Raw genomic sequence first — 15785 nt, 5'->3', positions numbered from 1 at the left:
GGAAGGGTTCGTTATTCTCCCGTGGCTGGGTTGGTTGGGAAATGGCGAGACTCCCATGGGAAAAGGGACTAGGTGAGATCCCGCAGGGAGTGAAACGAGCGAGGAAGCTCACCGTTCCCCCATAGGAAAGCGAGTTATTTCCCAACCAACCCTATACCTTTTAAGTAACGAACCACGATTTATCTCGAATTCGAGTCTTCAACTAACCGGCCCTTTAGCTCAAAAAGTCTTTTATAAAAATTAACAAAACGTTATTAAAGCCTTCTAAACAAAAAGCCTAAAGGAACTGCCATCAGGCACTCCTCCAGGCGCATAAAACTTCTCAGTTTATTATTTTTCAGCTTTTACAGAATGACGGATGACTTCGATGGCTTGGCCGCGATCCTCTTCTTTAAAAATGGCACTGCCGGCCACAAGTACATCGGCACCGGATTCAATACAAATCGGAGCTGTTTCCTCTTTTACACCGCCATCAATTTCTATCTCAAAGGAAAGCGACTGCTCTTCACGCCAATCAGCCACCTGCTGAATTTTTGGAACCACAGATTCAATAAACGATTGCCCGCCGAATCCAGGATTTACCGTCATAAGGAGCACGAGGTCAACGTCCTGGAGCACAGGTTTAATCGTTTCAGCGGGTGTAGCTGGATTAATCACGACACCGGCCTTAACCCCAAAGCTCTTAATTAGCTGCAGAGTCCGATGTAAATGTGGACAGGCTTCCTGATGAACCGTAATAATATCCGCCCCGGCTTTTGCAAAAGCCTCAATATATTGATCAGGGTTTTCAATCATTAAGTGGACATCAAGAGGCAGACTGGTCAAGGGACGAATGGCATCCACAATAAGAGGACCAATCGTAATATTAGGTACGAAATGACCATCCATCACGTCCACGTGAATATAGTCAGCGCCTCCTTGTTCAACATCTTTAATTTCTTCTCCCAATTTAGAAAAATCGGAAGCCAGAATGGAAGGAGCAATCTTTGTCATTATTAATACCTCGGCTTTCTGTTTTGTATTTCTTCTAGAAATTGCAGATAATGTTCATAACGCTGCTTGGAAATATCCCCTTCTTCTACACCGTGTTTCACTGCACATTTCGGCTCTTTATTGTGCAGACACCCACGAAACTTGCAGTCATCCTGTACTTGGACAAACTCTGGAAAACACTCGGGTAATTGTTCCAGCTGCAAGTCACCAAATTCCAGTGAACTGAAGCCGGGTGTATCAGCTACAAGACCACCAGATATTTCATATAACTCCACATGTCTCGTGGTATGCTTCCCGCGTCCCAGACTTTTAGAAATTTCGTCTGTGTCAATTGAAAGCCTTGGATCAATCGTATTCAAAAGAGATGATTTCCCAACGCCTGACTGACCGGCAATGACAGTAGTGCGGCCAGCCAGGTGCGCCCTGATCTGTTCCATGGATTCAGCATCGTTCACGGCAGAAAGGATAACAGGATAACCAACTGACTCATACATCTGTTGATAGACTTTCATATCCTTTGCTCTTCCTTCATCTAACTGATCCATCTTCGAAATCACAACGAAAGGTTCAATCCGTTTTGCTTCCACTAGCACAAGAAAGCGATCCAATAGTAAAGCGTTGAACTCGGGATTGGCTGCGGATGTCACAATTAATGCCTGATCCACATTAGAAATTGGAGGTCTGACAAACTCATTCTTTCGCTTATCAATGGATAATATATACCCTTCATCTTGTTTTTCGGCTTTAAATTCTACGGTATCTCCTACGAGCGGACTCACTTTCTTTTTCCTGAAGTTTCCACGGCCTCTGCATTGATAAACATGTCCTTCGTAAAGAACATAATAAAAACCGCTCAACGCTTTAATAATTTTCCCTACTGGCATTCTTTCACCTTCTTAATACGGAACACTTCCTTCTTCAATGACCTCGTCACCTCTTTGTACTTTGTAGGATGCTTCGGTTCCTGGCTTAATGGTTAATGGGATTTCAAACACGGTATCCTCTGTAATGGTTTCCTCTTTAAATACATCAGATAATTTATGGTCCATATCTTCAATATAAATCAGTACTTTCTGTTCAGTCGTTTGTGTGCTTTGAGACGGTTCAGATCCTTCACCGGAGTCTTCCTCCGTTCCACTTTCCGGATCCTGTGCCCCCTCATTGGACTCTTCCGTTGATTCCTGTCCTGAACCCTGCTCTGTTTCCGGTGCAAAGGGAACCTCAATCTGAATGGTTTCTGTCCTTGGAGGTTCTTCTTTAGGTCCTAATGAAATCGTAATAGAAACCGTAGATCCTTCTTTAACCTGGGTTGCGGCTTCTGGATTCTGAGAAATCACTTCACCTTGCTTAATCTGATCAGAATAATTCTCAGATACGTCAACTTTAAGTTTTCGTTCATTCAGATATTTTGTTGCCTCTTCCTCAGTCATTCCTTCTAAGACGCCAAGATTAACTCTCGGAGGTCCACTGCTGACCCGGAAAATCACTCGCGTTTCATCCGGAATAACTTCTTCTCCTGCCTGAGGGGAAAGTTGAGCTGTAATCTCACCTTCAGGCTGCTGACTGCTTTCCTCAAACGGAATAATGGTCTCATATCCTTTATCTTTAAGTTCCTGCTCCACTTTTTCATAATTCTGTCCCGTATAATCCTTAAACTCGGCTGTCTCTTTCCCCATACTTGCATACACTACCACTTCAGACTCTTCCTTGATAATCTTACCAGGTTCTGGTTCTGTATGAATAACCTTCCCTTCAGAAATCTCGTCGGAATATTCAGTTTCCCTCTTCACTTCCAGATTCATCTCTCTTAGCTGGCTATAAGCTTCTTCATACTCCATTCCTGATACATCAACCATCTCTACGTTTGCAGGCTGAATAATACCCGGAATTAGAAACAGGGCAGCGCCTCCGCTAAGTAGTAAGATTAAAATGGGGATCAGCCAGAACCGCACCCCTTTTTTCTTTTTCTCTTTGTGAAGCGGTGACTGTGCTGCCTCATGTTTAGATGGCTTCCGCTCACGCACGGGAGGGGTTGAACTGGTCTGACTGTGAACGATTGTATTCTCTTCTTCCTGGGCTCCGTATGTGTCATCCGTAATGACAGGGATGGCCTTTGTTTTCTCATCTTCTTCTTCAGCAGGTGTTTCAAACGCCGGCTCATTTACGCGGTCGGGCTCCAGACTTGTTTCTAAATCCGCTTCCATCTCAACGACCGATTCATAACGGTGAAAAGGATCTTTAGCCGTTGCTTTCAATACAATGTTTTCCACACTTTGCGGCAGATTGTTAATCCACCTTCGAAGCGAAGGTGTCTCATGCTGAAGGTGCTTTAGAGCTATTGATACCGGCGATTCTCCCGAAAAAGGAAGCCTGCCGGTTAATAGTTCAAAAAATACAATGCCCAGCGAGTACACGTCTGATTTTTTTGTGGCCATTCCCCCGCGAGCCTGCTCAGGTGATAAGTAATGAACCGATCCAAGCACTGAGTTGGTCTGAGTCAGGGATGTGGCACTTAAAGCCATAGCAATCCCAAAATCGGTTACCTTTACATGCCCGTAATGATCAATCAAAATGTTCTGTGGCTTTATATCGCGATGGATAATTTCATTATCATGGGCATGGGAAATGGCTGATGTAATTTGTCTCATGATATCGACTGCTTCCGCGAAGTCGATCGGACTGTGCTTTTGGATATACTGCTTAAGCGTCATGCCGTCTACGTACTCCATGACCATATAGTAAATATCTTCTTCTTCACCTACATCATAGATATTGACTATATTCGAATGAGCTAAACTAGTAGTAGACTGAGCCTCTCTATGAAACCGCGCAATAAATTCCTCATCATTTTCATGCTCTAAACGAAGAATCTTAATCGCAACTTCCCTGTCTAAAATGACATCGTGCGCCAAATAGACGTTGGCCATTCCACCGCCGCCTATCATATCCTGAATTTGGTAACGGTCATTAAGGAGACGGTCGTTAAGCATTAATCCGCACCTCTTTTCTCATCTGTGCTGTCATAATGCACAACGGCAAGCGTTATGTTGTCTTCTCCCCCGCGATCATTAGCAAGATCCACAAACTCCTGACAGAACTCCGCCCATTCTCCTTCAAAAGAAGCGAGCTTAGACAGTTCTTCATCACTTACTTTGTTCGTGAGTCCATCGGTGCAAAGGAGCAGTCTGTCTCCAGGCTCAAATTCCAGTGTCTTTGTATCCACTTTAATGTCATACTCCGTCCCCAGCGCTTTAAGAAGCACGTTTTTGCGGGGGTGATGTTCAGCCTGTTCCTCCGTGATTTGTCCAGATCGGACAAGTTCATTAACGAGAGAATGATCTTCCGTGAGCTGTTTAAATCCATACGCATTAGCATAGTAGCAGCGACTGTCTCCAATATGGGCAATCGTTATAAAGTCTTCTGTGCAAATGGCCGCGACTACAGTTGTTCCCATACCATGACAGTCCTCATTCTGATTGGCATAAGATATAATTTCGTTATTTACTGCCTGGATGGCAAGCTTTAGCCAGGATTGAGATTCGTCAGGCGTACGAAGCTTCTCTGCTTCCTGCCATTTGCTATGTAGATGAGAAGCTGCTTTCTGACTTGCTACATCTCCTGCACGGTGCCCTCCCATTCCGTCTGCAACTACCGCTAAGATTTGCCCGGAGTCATTCTTAAATACGCCGCCGGCATCTTCATTATGATTTCTTACCCTGCCTTGATCTGTAAGATAAAAGCCATTCATGGACTCACCTCATTTTCGGTAAGCTCTGCGGCACAATAGTAACGGCAAACTTCCTTCGATACTTACCGCTGACCCTTGCGCACGAAAAGCAAAAAATTGGAAGGAGGGGGCCATGATTGACCCCTCCAATTATTTTGATTGTTTGACTAGTCTCGTCAAAAAGAATCCATCTGTATCAAAATCCTGCGGAAACATCTGAAGGCCAAAGTCGCTTTGACCTTTTGAACCTTTCATGACCTCAGGAAGATCATTGAAGAATTCGTGATCGACTGTAAACTCAGGATGATGTTTAAGAAAATGCTGTACAGCTTCTTCATTTTCGTGGCGGTCCACTGTACATGTACTATAAACCAGTTTTCCACCTTCTTTGAGAAGCGGTGCGACACGATCCAATAGTTCATCCTGTATCTTCCTAAGTGAAAATACGTCTTCCAGTTGTTTGTGATACTTAATATCCGGTTTACCCCTAAGAACCCCCAGTCCAGAACAGGGTGCATCGAGTAAAATCCGATCAAATGAAGCTGCCTCATGCAATTCAGCAAGATTTCTAGAATCAGCTTGACTTGCCTGAATAGACGTTAACTGCAGCTGTTCAGCTTTCTTATTTACCAGTTTAGCCTTTTTAGCATGTAAATCATACGCAATAATCTCGCCCTGGTCTTCCATTTTCTCTGCTATATGGGTGGTTTTCCCCCCTGGGGCACTGCAGGCATCAAGAATTGTCATTCCTTTTTCAAGATCCATCATCTCAGCGACAAGCATAGAACTTTGATCCTGAATCGTTACTTTATCCTCGGTAAACAATGAATGCTTCAGAAGCTGCCCTTCACTGACTACCATACCTTGCGGAGACAGCAGACTTTCTTCCACTTTGAAGCCATCTTCTCTTAACTGCTCCATAGCTTCCAATCGTGAAATCCGCAGCGGCTGCACGCGAACAGATAAAGGCAGATGCTGCATGTTAGCGCGGCACATTTCTTCCGTAATGCTTCTGCCATACTGATCCATCCAGCGCTTCACCAGCCATGCAGGATGACTCGTTTCAATCGCTAAGCGTTCCTCTGGATCCTCAATCTCATCCAGACTGCGGAGGCCTTTGCGCTGAACGCTTCTCAGTACACCATTTGTAAAAGAAGAAATCCCTTTGTGACCGCGTCTCTTTGAAATTTCAACAGCTTCGTGAATAATGGCGTGGTCTGGTACGCGCTCAAGAAACTCCATTTGATAGACGGACATATATAAAAGCCAGCGTACCCATGGTTTGATTTTCTTCTGCTTCGCCACAAAGGGCTGAACATAATAATCAATCAAGTCTCTTCGCTGCAGAGTTCCATACACAATTTCTGTAAGAAGAGCCCCGTCCTGGCGGGACAGGTCCTGTTTCGTAATCTCGCGATCTAACAGAACGTGACTGAATCCGCCCTGCTCTCCAATGCGGGTTAATAAGTCAAGCGCCGTTTCCCTCAAAACATATTTACTCATCGTGCTCCCCCAGACGTTCGCCTTCAGTTAGTGACTGACCGGTTCCGTTAATGAAGGAGCGACCGTCCATTCGTTTTTTACCAGAAGGCTGCAGGTCGACAACTTTAACAGCCTTGCCATCACCAGTCTGCACAAGGAAACCGTCTTCTGCAATTTCAACAACGGTTCCTGGTTCCTGATTAAACGTGCCGTTCACTTTCTCGAGCCACCAGACTTTAAGGGGCTTTCTATTCCACAGAGTATAAGCTACCGGCCAGGGATGAAGTCCACGCACGTGATTATAAACTTCCTGTTGATCCCTGTACCAATTAATAAGCTCTTGTTCTCTTTTAATATTTCCTGCAAAAGTGGCCTGGGAATGATCCTGCCGCTGTGGTGTGACGGAACCTTCCAGTAAAGAAGGAAGTGTCTGCATGAGCAGATCAGATCCGGCTACGGAAAGTTTATCATGCAGGGTTCCCACGTGATCGTCGTCATCAATAGGAACAACCGTTTTAGCGAGCATATCGCCTGCATCAAGCTTCTTCACCATATACATAATGGTGACACCGGTTTCCTTTTTCCCTTCAAGAATAGCGTAATGAATCGGAGCGCCTCCGCGGAATTCAGGTAATAACGAGGCGTGAACGTTAATACAGCCGTATTCAGGTGCCTGAAGCAGGTCTTCAGTAAGGATCTGTCCGAAAGCTGCCGTAATGATGAGATCAGGCTCATATTTTAATACTTCCTCATATTCATTCTTAATCTTTTCCGGCTGGAAAACCGGAATGCCGTGCTTTTCAGCTGCGACTTTAACAGGCGGAGGGGTCATGACCTTCTTTCTGCCTTTCGGTCTGTCTGGTTGAGTTACAGCGAGAACTACATTATATTGACCTTCCATCAGCCGGTCTAAAACCGGGACAGCAAAATCAGGCGTCCCCATAAATGCAATGCGTGTCATCAAGCAAGTCTCCTTTCTACATCAACTGGTACGGTTGAAAATCGACCACGATCTGCAGTCCATTTTCCTGTTTCATTTCATCTTCATAGTAGTGCAAGATCCGTTCTACGAGCTTTCGCTGCTCTGGTTCCTTCTTGTATTTTACCATGCATTGATAGCGATATCTATTATTGATCCGAGTAAGTGCGGAGGGGGTTGGTCCAAGCACCATAGACTGATCGGATAACTTCTGTCGCATAAACTGCACAATCTTTTGAGTAACTTCCTGAACCTTCAGCTCGTTGGGATGAGAAACCGTAAATAAGGTCAGAAAATAATAAGGAGGATAATTAAAAGCTTTTCTTAGCTTCATTTCTTCTTGGAAAAACTGCTCGTATTCATACTGACTAGCGAGCTCCACACTGTAGTGCTCAGGTGTGTAAGTCTGAATAATGACTTCACCCGGTTTCTCATGGCGTCCGGCTCGTCCGCTTACCTGAGTAATAAGCTGGAAGGTTTTTTCAGAGGCACGAAAGTCAGGAAGATTAAGAAGAGCATCTGCGGCCAGCACTCCTACCAGGGTCACATTACCAAAATCCAATCCTTTGGCAATCATCTGTGTACCGAGCAGTATATCGGCTTTTTTATCTCCAAATTGCTGCAGGAGTTTTTCATGAGCGCCTTTTCTTCTGGTGGTATCTACATCCATCCTGATTACTTCCGCTTCCGGTATAAGCTGCTGAAGAACTTCTTCTACCTTTTGCGTTCCGGTGCCAAAATAACGAATGGTTTTACTTTCACATTCAGGGCATTCTGTTGGCATAGGCTCTTCATGAGAGCAGTAGTGGCACTTGAGGCGATTTTGATTTTTATGATAGGTCAGCGCGATATCACAGTGCGGACATTCCATTACGTGACCGCAGTCCCGGCACATGACAAAGGTGGAATAGCCCCTTCGATTCAGGAACAAAACAACCTGTTCCCTGCGTGCCAGCCGCTCTTCGATTTTCTCTTTAAGTACTCTGGAAAACATAGATCGATTGCCTTCATGAAGCTCCTCCCGCATATCCACGAGTTCTACTTCAGGCATCACGGCATTATTCATCCGCTTTGATAACGTTAGCAAATGATAATTACCTTTGGCTGCGCGGGCATAAGTTTCAAGAGCGGGGGTTGCACTCCCCAGAACAACCGGAGATCCATGGCGGCTTGCCCGCTCGATGGCCACATCTCTTGCATGATAACGTGTCCGGTCTTCCTGCTTATAGCTGTTTTCATGCTCTTCGTCGATAATGATGATCCCAATATTTGAAAAGGGAGCAAAAATGGCCGATCGGGCACCTACTACAACCTGAACTTCTTTCCGCTGAATCTTTCGCCACTCATCATATTTTTCTCCTGCAGAAAGGGCACTGTGCAGCACGGCTACTTTTGAGCCAAACCGTCCTTTAAATCGCTCTACCATCTGGGGAGTTAAGGCAATTTCAGGTACAAGCATGATCGCCTCTTTTCCATCGTCTATGACCTGCTGAATAGATTGTAAGTAGACTTCTGTCTTACCACTTCCAGTTACACCATGAAGCAAAAACACTTCATGCTGTCTTTGTTCTATGGATGACAAAATCGGTTCTATAGCCTTGGATTGTTCGTCGGTAAGAGGAAATGGCTCGGTCCTTTCAAAAATTCGGTTTTGATAAGGATCCCGGAAAACTTCCTGCTCATATTCCTGAAGTACTCCCTGTTTCACCAAAGGTTTAACGGAGGCAGCAGTCGTTCCCAGTGTCTGAAGCAGTTGTTTTTTCGGAATCGGTTCTCTATGATCCATAAAATATTCGACAATCGCCCTCTGTTTTTTAGCTTGCTTGGATAAGTCCACAAGCACTTCTTCAAGCTGCATGGTATCCATTTGAGGCTCCAGCATGCTGGTGACTTTTTTTGTTTCCCTGCTTTTCACTTCATAATGAACATCCACTTCCCCATCATCTATATGCTTCCTGAGCATTTTATAGCTGAGATTGGATTGTTCAAATTCTTCATAGTCAATGACAGCTCTTCCATCAAACAATGGATCTAAATCCGATTGAAGATACTCATCTGTAAGCTTCCAGAGTTCTTTTCTATATTTTGCTTTCATCACTTGTGGAAGCATCACCTGAAGACAGGAAATATAGTAACTAAGTGTCTTTTGTGAGAGCCATTTTCCAAGCTCGAGCAATTCCTCTGTGAGTACCGGTGTTACGTCCAGGACATCGATAATATTTTTTATTTTTGAAAAGTCGCTCTCCTCTGAAAGAGATACGACATACCCCATTATTTTCCGGGGGCCAAAAGGGATAATCACCCTGACCCCCGGCTGGACAATTCCTTCAAACTTCTTTGGAATTCCGTAGTCAAAGGGGCGGTTCGTATTTTGTGAGGGGACATCAACAATCACATTGGCAATGGTCACGAAGATTCACCCTTCATATCATGAACAGACTCTTCAAGGATTTTACGGGCCAGGTCGTCCTTAGACATTAAGGGGAATGTGTTTTCTTTACCTGTACTGAATATCATGAGTGAAGCGTTCGTATCATGACCGAAACCAGAACCTTCCTCAGCCACGTTATTAATCACAATCGCATCGAGATTCTTTTTCTCAAGCTTTTGTCTTCCGTAACCCTCAAGGTCATTCGTCTCCGCCGCAAAGCCGATTAAATACTGGTGTTCTTTCTGCCTGCCAAGCTCTTTTAGGATGTCCTTTGTTCGTTCCATTTCGACAGCGTAATCGCCTGAGGATTTTTTCATCTTATGCTCATAGGTCACCTTAGGCTTGTAGTCTGCAACAGCTGCAGATTTAATCACAAAATCCTGTTGGGGATATTCTTTTAATACTGCCTGATACATATCCTCAGCTGTTATAATGTCAATTCTTTTGACGCCTCCCGGTGTGTCTAAATCGACCGGACCTGTGATAAGTGTGACCTCTGCTCCCATAAGCGAAGCCTGACGGGCCAGTGCAAATCCCATCCTTCCTGTCGAAGGGTTCGTAAAATAGCGGACAGGATCAATATTTTCACGTGTAGGTCCTGCTGTAATGAGAACTCGTTTACCCTTTAGAACCGTTGTTTTATTAAACTCGTTTTCCAGCACCTGTACGATGCTTTCCGGTTCTTCTAAACGACCTTTACCTACATAACCGCATGCTAAGTACCCTTCACCCGGTTCTATAAAGCGAAAACCCCATTCATCCAATTGCTTCAGATTCTTAATTACCGCAGGGTGGCTATACATATGCACATTCATCGCAGGTGCTATATAGACAGGAGCTTCTGTTGCAAGCAGGGTAGTTGAAAGCATATCGTCGGCAATTCCTCCTGCTAATTTTCCAATAATGTTCGCCGTCGCAGGGGCAAGCAAAAATAAATCTGCCCAGTCTGCCAGATCAATGTGCTGGATTTGAGTCGGGTCGACTTCTTTAAATGTGTCGGTGTAAACCGGTCGTCTGGATAGAGCCTGAAAGGTGTTTGGGCCAACAAAATGATGAGCGCTCTCTGTCATGATCACTCTCACTTCAGCTCCAGCCTGCGCCAGTTTACTTGTAAGGGCTGCTGCTTTATACGCTGCAATTCCTCCAGATACTCCTAAGACGATCTTCTTCCCTTCTAACATAGGTCCGTCCTCCTCCGTTCCTGTAAAGGATAGGAAAAGCCGCGCTATAACAACCAGGAAGCGCGGCTTTTTCTACAAATTATTCAAGAAGCTCGTAGCTTTATGTGGTTTCTGTACGAGACTGTATTTCGTCGGAATACGTGTAGTCGAGTTTACCATCACGAATTTCTTCCAACGCCACACCCACGTGCTGGTGGGAAGTTGGTTTATCTACCATTGGAGCACTGCCCTGCTTCAATTCACGGGCTCTTCTTGCTGATAAGGTTACCAATGTGTACTTGGATTTGATTTGTTTCTGTAAAGAATCAATGGACGGTTCTAACATCATAATTTATTCATCCTCCAATGCTTTTTTATACTGATGAGCTACTCGCTCACGTTTGCAATGTTCACTTGCGACAATGGATTGCACTTTCGTAACCGCATTGTCAATTTCATCATTGACGACGACATAGTCGTAGGCGTCCATCATATCGATTTCTTCTTTAGCCGCATGCAAACGGTTCTTAACTTTATCTTCCGTTTCTGTGCCACGATTCACAATTCTGTCTTTTAATTCCTCCAGGGAAGGTGGAATTAAAAATATGAACACGCCTTGCGGAAAGTTCTCACGGACTTTAAGGGCGCCCTGGACTTCAATTTCTAAGAAAACATCCTTGCCCTCGTTCAACGTTTTTTCCACGTATTGACGAGGCGTTCCATAATAATTGCCTACATACTCAGCATGCTCGATCAGCTGACCTTCACTGATCAGTTTTTCGAACTCCTCTCTTGACTTAAAGAAATAATCAATCCCGTCTACTTCCCCATCCCGGGGATTGCGGGTCGTCATAGAGATGGAATAACGAAGGTCGGTAGATTGGTCGAACAGCGCTTTTCTTACTGTTCCTTTTCCTACACCCGAGGGGCCGGAAAGTATAAATAGTATTCCCTTCTCATCTATCACTGCAAAAATCCTCCTAGTTCTCGTCGGACATCTCGTCGCTGCTGATTACACGCTGCCCTACCGTTTCCGGCTGTACAGCTGACAGGACTACATGATCACTGTCAGTAATAATAACGGCGCGTGTACGACGACCGTATGTAGCATCTACTAATTTATTATTGTCACGCGCAACCGTAATAATACGTTTAATAGGTGCAGACTCCGGTGACACGATAGAAATGATACGGTTGGCAGATACTACGTTACCAAAACCGATATTGATTAACCTTAGACTCAAAGCTGACTCCTCCTTCTTTTGACCAGGACAAAATAATCATTACCTCTATTATAAGAAAAAACTAGTCATAAACACAATTACTATTCAACATTTTGTACTTGTTCTTTCATTTTCTCTATTTCACTCTTTAATTCTATAACCCACCCTGTCACTTTTGAATCATTGGATTTCGATCCAATTGTATTTACCTCGCGGTGCATCTCCTGAACAATAAAATCAAGCCGCCTTCCAACCGATCCTGTCTGTTCAAGTGTCTTGGTAAATTGAAAGATATGAGAACGCAGCCTAGTAAATTCCTCCGTGACATCCCCTTTTTCAGCTAACAGCCCCACTTCCTGAAGAATACGGGCATCATCCGGCTGAATTTCTTCCTTCACGTAATCCTCAATTCTAGTACGAATCCTATCCTTGTATTCATTAACAACGACCGGACGTCGGGATTCAAGTTTTTCAAGCAGATGACTTACGCTTGAGGCACGTGCCTGGAGGTCTTCTGTAAGCCTTTTCCCTTCGTTCTCCCGCATAATAATTAACTGATCGAGAGCTTGTTCCAATGTAGATAAAAGGGATCGCTGGAGTTCGTTTGTGTCATCCTCTATATCCTCGGTAAAGAAAACATCGTCTAACTTGGATACCATATCAATAGATATATCCCCCGTCAAATCGTACCGATCCTTCACTTCATGCAGTCTGTTTATGTATTGATCAAGGACATTCCAATCCACAGACACTTTTTTTTCAAATAGTCCCTGACCCTCCAGGGAAATAAACAGATCTATTCGACCTCGCTCCATCTTATTCCTGACGACTTTTTTAATTTTTTCCTCTAAAAAAAGCAGGGTTCTTGGCATTTTGGGGGAAATGTCCAAATATCTATGATTGACCGAGCGTATTTCGATCAAAACCCTGGATTCTCCTACTTCGGTGGAGCTTTTCCCATACCCTGTCATACTATTAACCATGATCCATCACCTTTACGTTCGTTATTTAATCCTATTTTACCAAAAGGGGGAGTGTAAACGCGAATCATTGACCTAAGGTCTGACTTATAAGAGAATCGCATAAGCAGTGATATTCCCAGCCTTTGGTCGTGTAGAGGCGGGCAAAACATGCTATACTGTCAACATTAGAGAGGTGAAGACAATGTCTTTTGACGGAATTGTAACCCGGGCGATCACCCACGAACTGGAGGAAACGATCCAGTCCGGACGAATTATGAAAATCTATCAGCCTACAGATACAGAACTTGTATTTACGGTTCGTGCACAGCGTAAAAATCATTCCTTATTATTATCAGCTCATCCGAGCTATGCACGCTTTCATTTAACAAAGGACGATTATAATAACCCCAAAGAACCGCCGATGCTATGTATGCTTCTCCGTAAGCATCTGGTCGGAGGATTTATTGAAAGCATTGAACAGGTCAGCATGGAGCGAATTGTAAAATTTCAGGTGCGGACTCGCAACGAAGTAGGCGATGAAACACTTAAGACTTTAATTATCGAAGTCATGGGCAAACATTCGAACATCCTGTTAGTTGACGAAGAGCAGGGACACATTCTCGACAGCATTAAACATCTCCCTCCTTCTCAGAACCGGCACCGGACCATCATGCCCGGCCAGCCTTATAAACTGCCGCCTGAGCAAGGGAAAACAAGCCCTATCGATCTAGAACCTGATACATTGTTAAGAAAGCTCGATTTTAACGCTGGAAAAATCGATCAGCAAATCCTTAGAACCGTAATGGGCTTTTCCCCGATGATCACAAAAGAAATTGCCCACCAGGCAAAACTTGGTGGACGAAAAGCCTATGCCGAGGCTTATGGGGATGTTCGGGAGCGTATTCTGAATCATGACTACGAACCTCGTGTTCATTTAGCGGAACGGGAACAGTTTTATGTGTTTCCCCTCCACTCTTTTTCAGAAAAAGTTGAAACTTATGACACGGTCAGTGGAATGCTGGACGGTTATTATTCAGGGAAAGCAGAAAGAGACCGAGTAAAACAGCAAGCAGGCGATCTGTATCGCTTCCTAAAAAATGAGCGGGACAAAAATAAGCGAAAAATTAAAAAGCATGAACAGACGTTAAAACGTTCAGAATCAGCGGAAGAGTATCAGCGTCTAGGCGAATTGTTAACAGCTCACATGCATATGGTGCAAAATGGAGACTCTGAAGTTACAGTCGTAGACTATTATGATCCTGATCAGTCAGAACTGACTATTGAACTGAATCCAAATAAGTCACCAAGTGAAAATGCTCAAAACTATTTCCAAACGTATCAGAAACTGAAAAAATCTAAGCAGGTTGTTCAGCAGGAAGTAAAAAAGGCAGAAGAGGAAATTCAATATTTCGAACGGTTGATTCAACAAGTAGAAACAGCCCGTGAGCAGGACATTGAAGAAATCAGGGACGAACTAAGAGAACAAGGGTATATGAAGAAGAAACCTTCCTATCACGGCAAGAAAAAGAACAAACCTCAGAAGCCGGCACCGGAAAGCTTTTTATCGAGTGACGGTACGCTGATTTATGTCGGTAGGAACAATAAGCAGAATGAATATTTAACTAATCGTATGGCTAACAAATCCGATATATGGCTGCATGCGAAGGATATCCCAGGTTCGCACGTGGTTATTCGAAATGATGCTCCGAGTGAGGACACTTTACTTGAAGCAGCTCAGCTGGCAGCTAATTTCAGTAAATCCAGCCAGTCTTCTACTGTTCCTGTGGACTATACTCAAATCAAGCATGTGAAAAAACCGTCTGGAGCTAAGCCTGGCTTTGTTACCTATGACCATCAACAAACTCTTTTCGTTACCCCCGAATTCTCATATGTTAGAGAACTGAGACGGGCAGCAAAAGAGAAAAGCAAAGAAAGTTAAGTCCAAATAATAATGGAGGGTGCCCGAGTTGAACTCGGGCCCCCTCCATTATTTTATGGTCCTTGCTGCTTAAAAGTCACCAGAAAACTGTTCTTTCACGTTAAAAAATAGGCAAAAATAACAATGGAACCAACATAAGAAAAAATAGCCTGCGCCCAGTACCGGTTTCTTTCTCTCTTCAGCATATACATGTTCCATAGGATAAAAAGCGTAATCGAACCTGCCAGGCTCAACAGAGGCTGCCAGGAAAACATGGATTCCATGAAAGAAAAAGCCACCCACGTATATAAATATACAAAGCACGTGAGTAACCCCAGGGACGCGTTCATTAATATGAAAAAAGAATGCTTTCTTGATTTCAATATCATCACCATTACTTTCTGATGATTCCATCCTACTAGGAGACGCTCCAAATAGCAACTGACGCTATGTTAATTTTGCGTAAAGACAGCGGGATCTTTTTTCCACTCATTCAGTAACTGGACTTCTTTCTCTTTCAATTGACCTTGCTGAATTAATTGAAGCAACAACTGGTCAAAGCTCGCCAGCGATTGGTAAGACAACTCACTTTCCAGAAAGGCTTCATTTGCTCTTTCTAAATTGTAGGTAAAGATAGACAGCACCGTTTCTACTTCTACTCCAGCCATCCGTAATGCTTGGGCAGACTCAATGGAGGACTTACCTGTAGAAATCAAATCTTCGATTACCACGGCGCGCTGCCCCTTTTCAATGTGCCCTTCAATTTGATTCTCTTTCCCATGTTTCTTTGGTGACGAGCGAACGTACACCATCGGCAGATCCAGTCGCTCAGCTACCCAGGCTGCATGAGGGATACCAGCAGTTGCACATCCAGCAATCACATCGACATCCAGCTCAAGCTCTTTAATTA

General features: G+C 44.1%; 15 protein-coding genes. 1 reads left to right on the top strand and 14 read right to left on the bottom strand.

The annotated features are described in order from the left end of the window. Positions 1–330 precede the first annotated feature (330 nt). From rpe to WAM07_RS01575, 12 genes are all read right to left on the bottom strand, one after another. Positions 331–993: a ribulose-phosphate 3-epimerase gene (rpe, locus tag WAM07_RS01630; RefSeq protein ID WP_422164218.1), complete on the bottom strand. Its 663-nt coding sequence runs from the start codon at positions 991–993 to the stop codon at positions 331–333. Between the two features lie 2 nt (positions 994–995). Beyond that, on the bottom strand, positions 996–1877 hold the full coding sequence (rsgA, locus tag WAM07_RS01625; protein ID WP_422164216.1) for a ribosome small subunit-dependent GTPase A: 882 nt from the start codon (positions 1875–1877) through the stop codon (positions 996–998). A 12-nt stretch (positions 1878–1889) separates the two neighbouring features. Then, positions 1890–3983 carry a Stk1 family PASTA domain-containing Ser/Thr kinase gene (gene pknB / locus WAM07_RS01620; protein ID WP_422164214.1) on the bottom strand — a complete coding sequence of 698 codons (2094 nt, stop codon included), beginning with the start codon at positions 3981–3983 and terminating at the stop codon, positions 1890–1892. Next, positions 3983–4741, bottom strand: coding sequence for a Stp1/IreP family PP2C-type Ser/Thr phosphatase (locus WAM07_RS01615; protein WP_422164212.1), 759 nt, complete (start codon positions 4739–4741; stop codon positions 3983–3985). The genes pknB and WAM07_RS01615 overlap by 1 nt, the downstream gene beginning before the upstream one ends. 129 nt (positions 4742–4870) lie before the next feature. After that, on the bottom strand, positions 4871–6223 hold the full coding sequence (gene rsmB, locus WAM07_RS01610; protein WP_422164210.1) for a 16S rRNA (cytosine(967)-C(5))-methyltransferase RsmB: 1353 nt from the start codon (positions 6221–6223) through the stop codon (positions 4871–4873). Further along, on the bottom strand, positions 6216–7163 hold the full coding sequence (fmt, locus tag WAM07_RS01605; protein WP_422164208.1) for a methionyl-tRNA formyltransferase: 948 nt from the start codon (positions 7161–7163) through the stop codon (positions 6216–6218). The genes rsmB and fmt overlap by 8 nt, the downstream gene beginning before the upstream one ends. A gap of 16 nt (positions 7164–7179) precedes the next feature. Further along, positions 7180–9591: a primosomal protein N' gene (priA, locus tag WAM07_RS01600; RefSeq protein WP_422164206.1), complete on the bottom strand. Its 2412-nt coding sequence runs from the start codon at positions 9589–9591 to the stop codon at positions 7180–7182. Further along, positions 9588–10793: a bifunctional phosphopantothenoylcysteine decarboxylase/phosphopantothenate--cysteine ligase CoaBC gene (gene coaBC / locus WAM07_RS01595; protein WP_422164204.1), complete on the bottom strand. Its 1206-nt coding sequence runs from the start codon at positions 10791–10793 to the stop codon at positions 9588–9590. Before coaBC ends, priA begins: the two co-directional genes overlap by 4 nt. Before the next feature lie 100 nt (positions 10794–10893). Then, positions 10894–11121, bottom strand: a complete 228-nt coding sequence (gene rpoZ, locus WAM07_RS01590; protein ID WP_014643150.1) for a DNA-directed RNA polymerase subunit omega — start codon at positions 11119–11121, stop codon at positions 10894–10896. A 3-nt stretch (positions 11122–11124) separates the two neighbouring features. Continuing rightward, a complete protein-coding gene (gene gmk / locus WAM07_RS01585; RefSeq protein ID WP_422164202.1) occupies positions 11125–11739 on the bottom strand; it encodes a guanylate kinase in 615 nt (204 codons plus the stop codon). Positions 11740–11752: 13 nt separating this feature from the next. Further along, entirely contained in the window at positions 11753–12016 is a 264-nt protein-coding gene (gene remA / locus WAM07_RS01580) for an extracellular matrix/biofilm regulator RemA (protein ID WP_422164200.1), read from the bottom strand. An 80-nt stretch (positions 12017–12096) separates the two neighbouring features. Then, positions 12097–12978 (bottom strand): YicC/YloC family endoribonuclease, encoded by an 882-nt coding sequence (locus WAM07_RS01575; protein ID WP_422164198.1) that lies wholly within the window; start codon positions 12976–12978, stop codon positions 12097–12099. Between the two features lie 181 nt (positions 12979–13159). On the opposite strand from WAM07_RS01575, the gene WAM07_RS01570 reads away from it, so the two are divergent. Then, positions 13160–14896 carry an Rqc2 family fibronectin-binding protein gene (locus WAM07_RS01570; protein ID WP_422164196.1) on the top strand — a complete coding sequence of 579 codons (1737 nt, stop codon included), beginning with the start codon at positions 13160–13162 and terminating at the stop codon, positions 14894–14896. 95 nt (positions 14897–14991) lie between these two features. On the opposite strand, the gene WAM07_RS01565 is transcribed toward WAM07_RS01570, so the two are convergent. Both WAM07_RS01565 and pyrE read right to left on the bottom strand, forming a co-directional pair. After that, a complete protein-coding gene (locus WAM07_RS01565; protein WP_223254276.1) occupies positions 14992–15159 on the bottom strand; it encodes a hypothetical protein in 168 nt (55 codons plus the stop codon). Between the two features lie 168 nt (positions 15160–15327). Continuing rightward, positions 15328–15785, bottom strand: a 458-nt coding sequence (gene pyrE, locus WAM07_RS01560; RefSeq protein WP_422164194.1) for an orotate phosphoribosyltransferase, incomplete at its 5' end; no start/stop codon positions are given.

The sequence above is a fragment of the Halobacillus sp. genome, assembly GCF_049282395.1.
In the GTDB taxonomy this organism is placed as follows: domain Bacteria; phylum Bacillota; class Bacilli; order Bacillales; family Halobacillaceae; genus Halobacillus.
The sequence above is the reverse complement of the archived record's forward strand: the minus strand, read 5'-3'. Positions and strand labels throughout refer to the sequence as shown.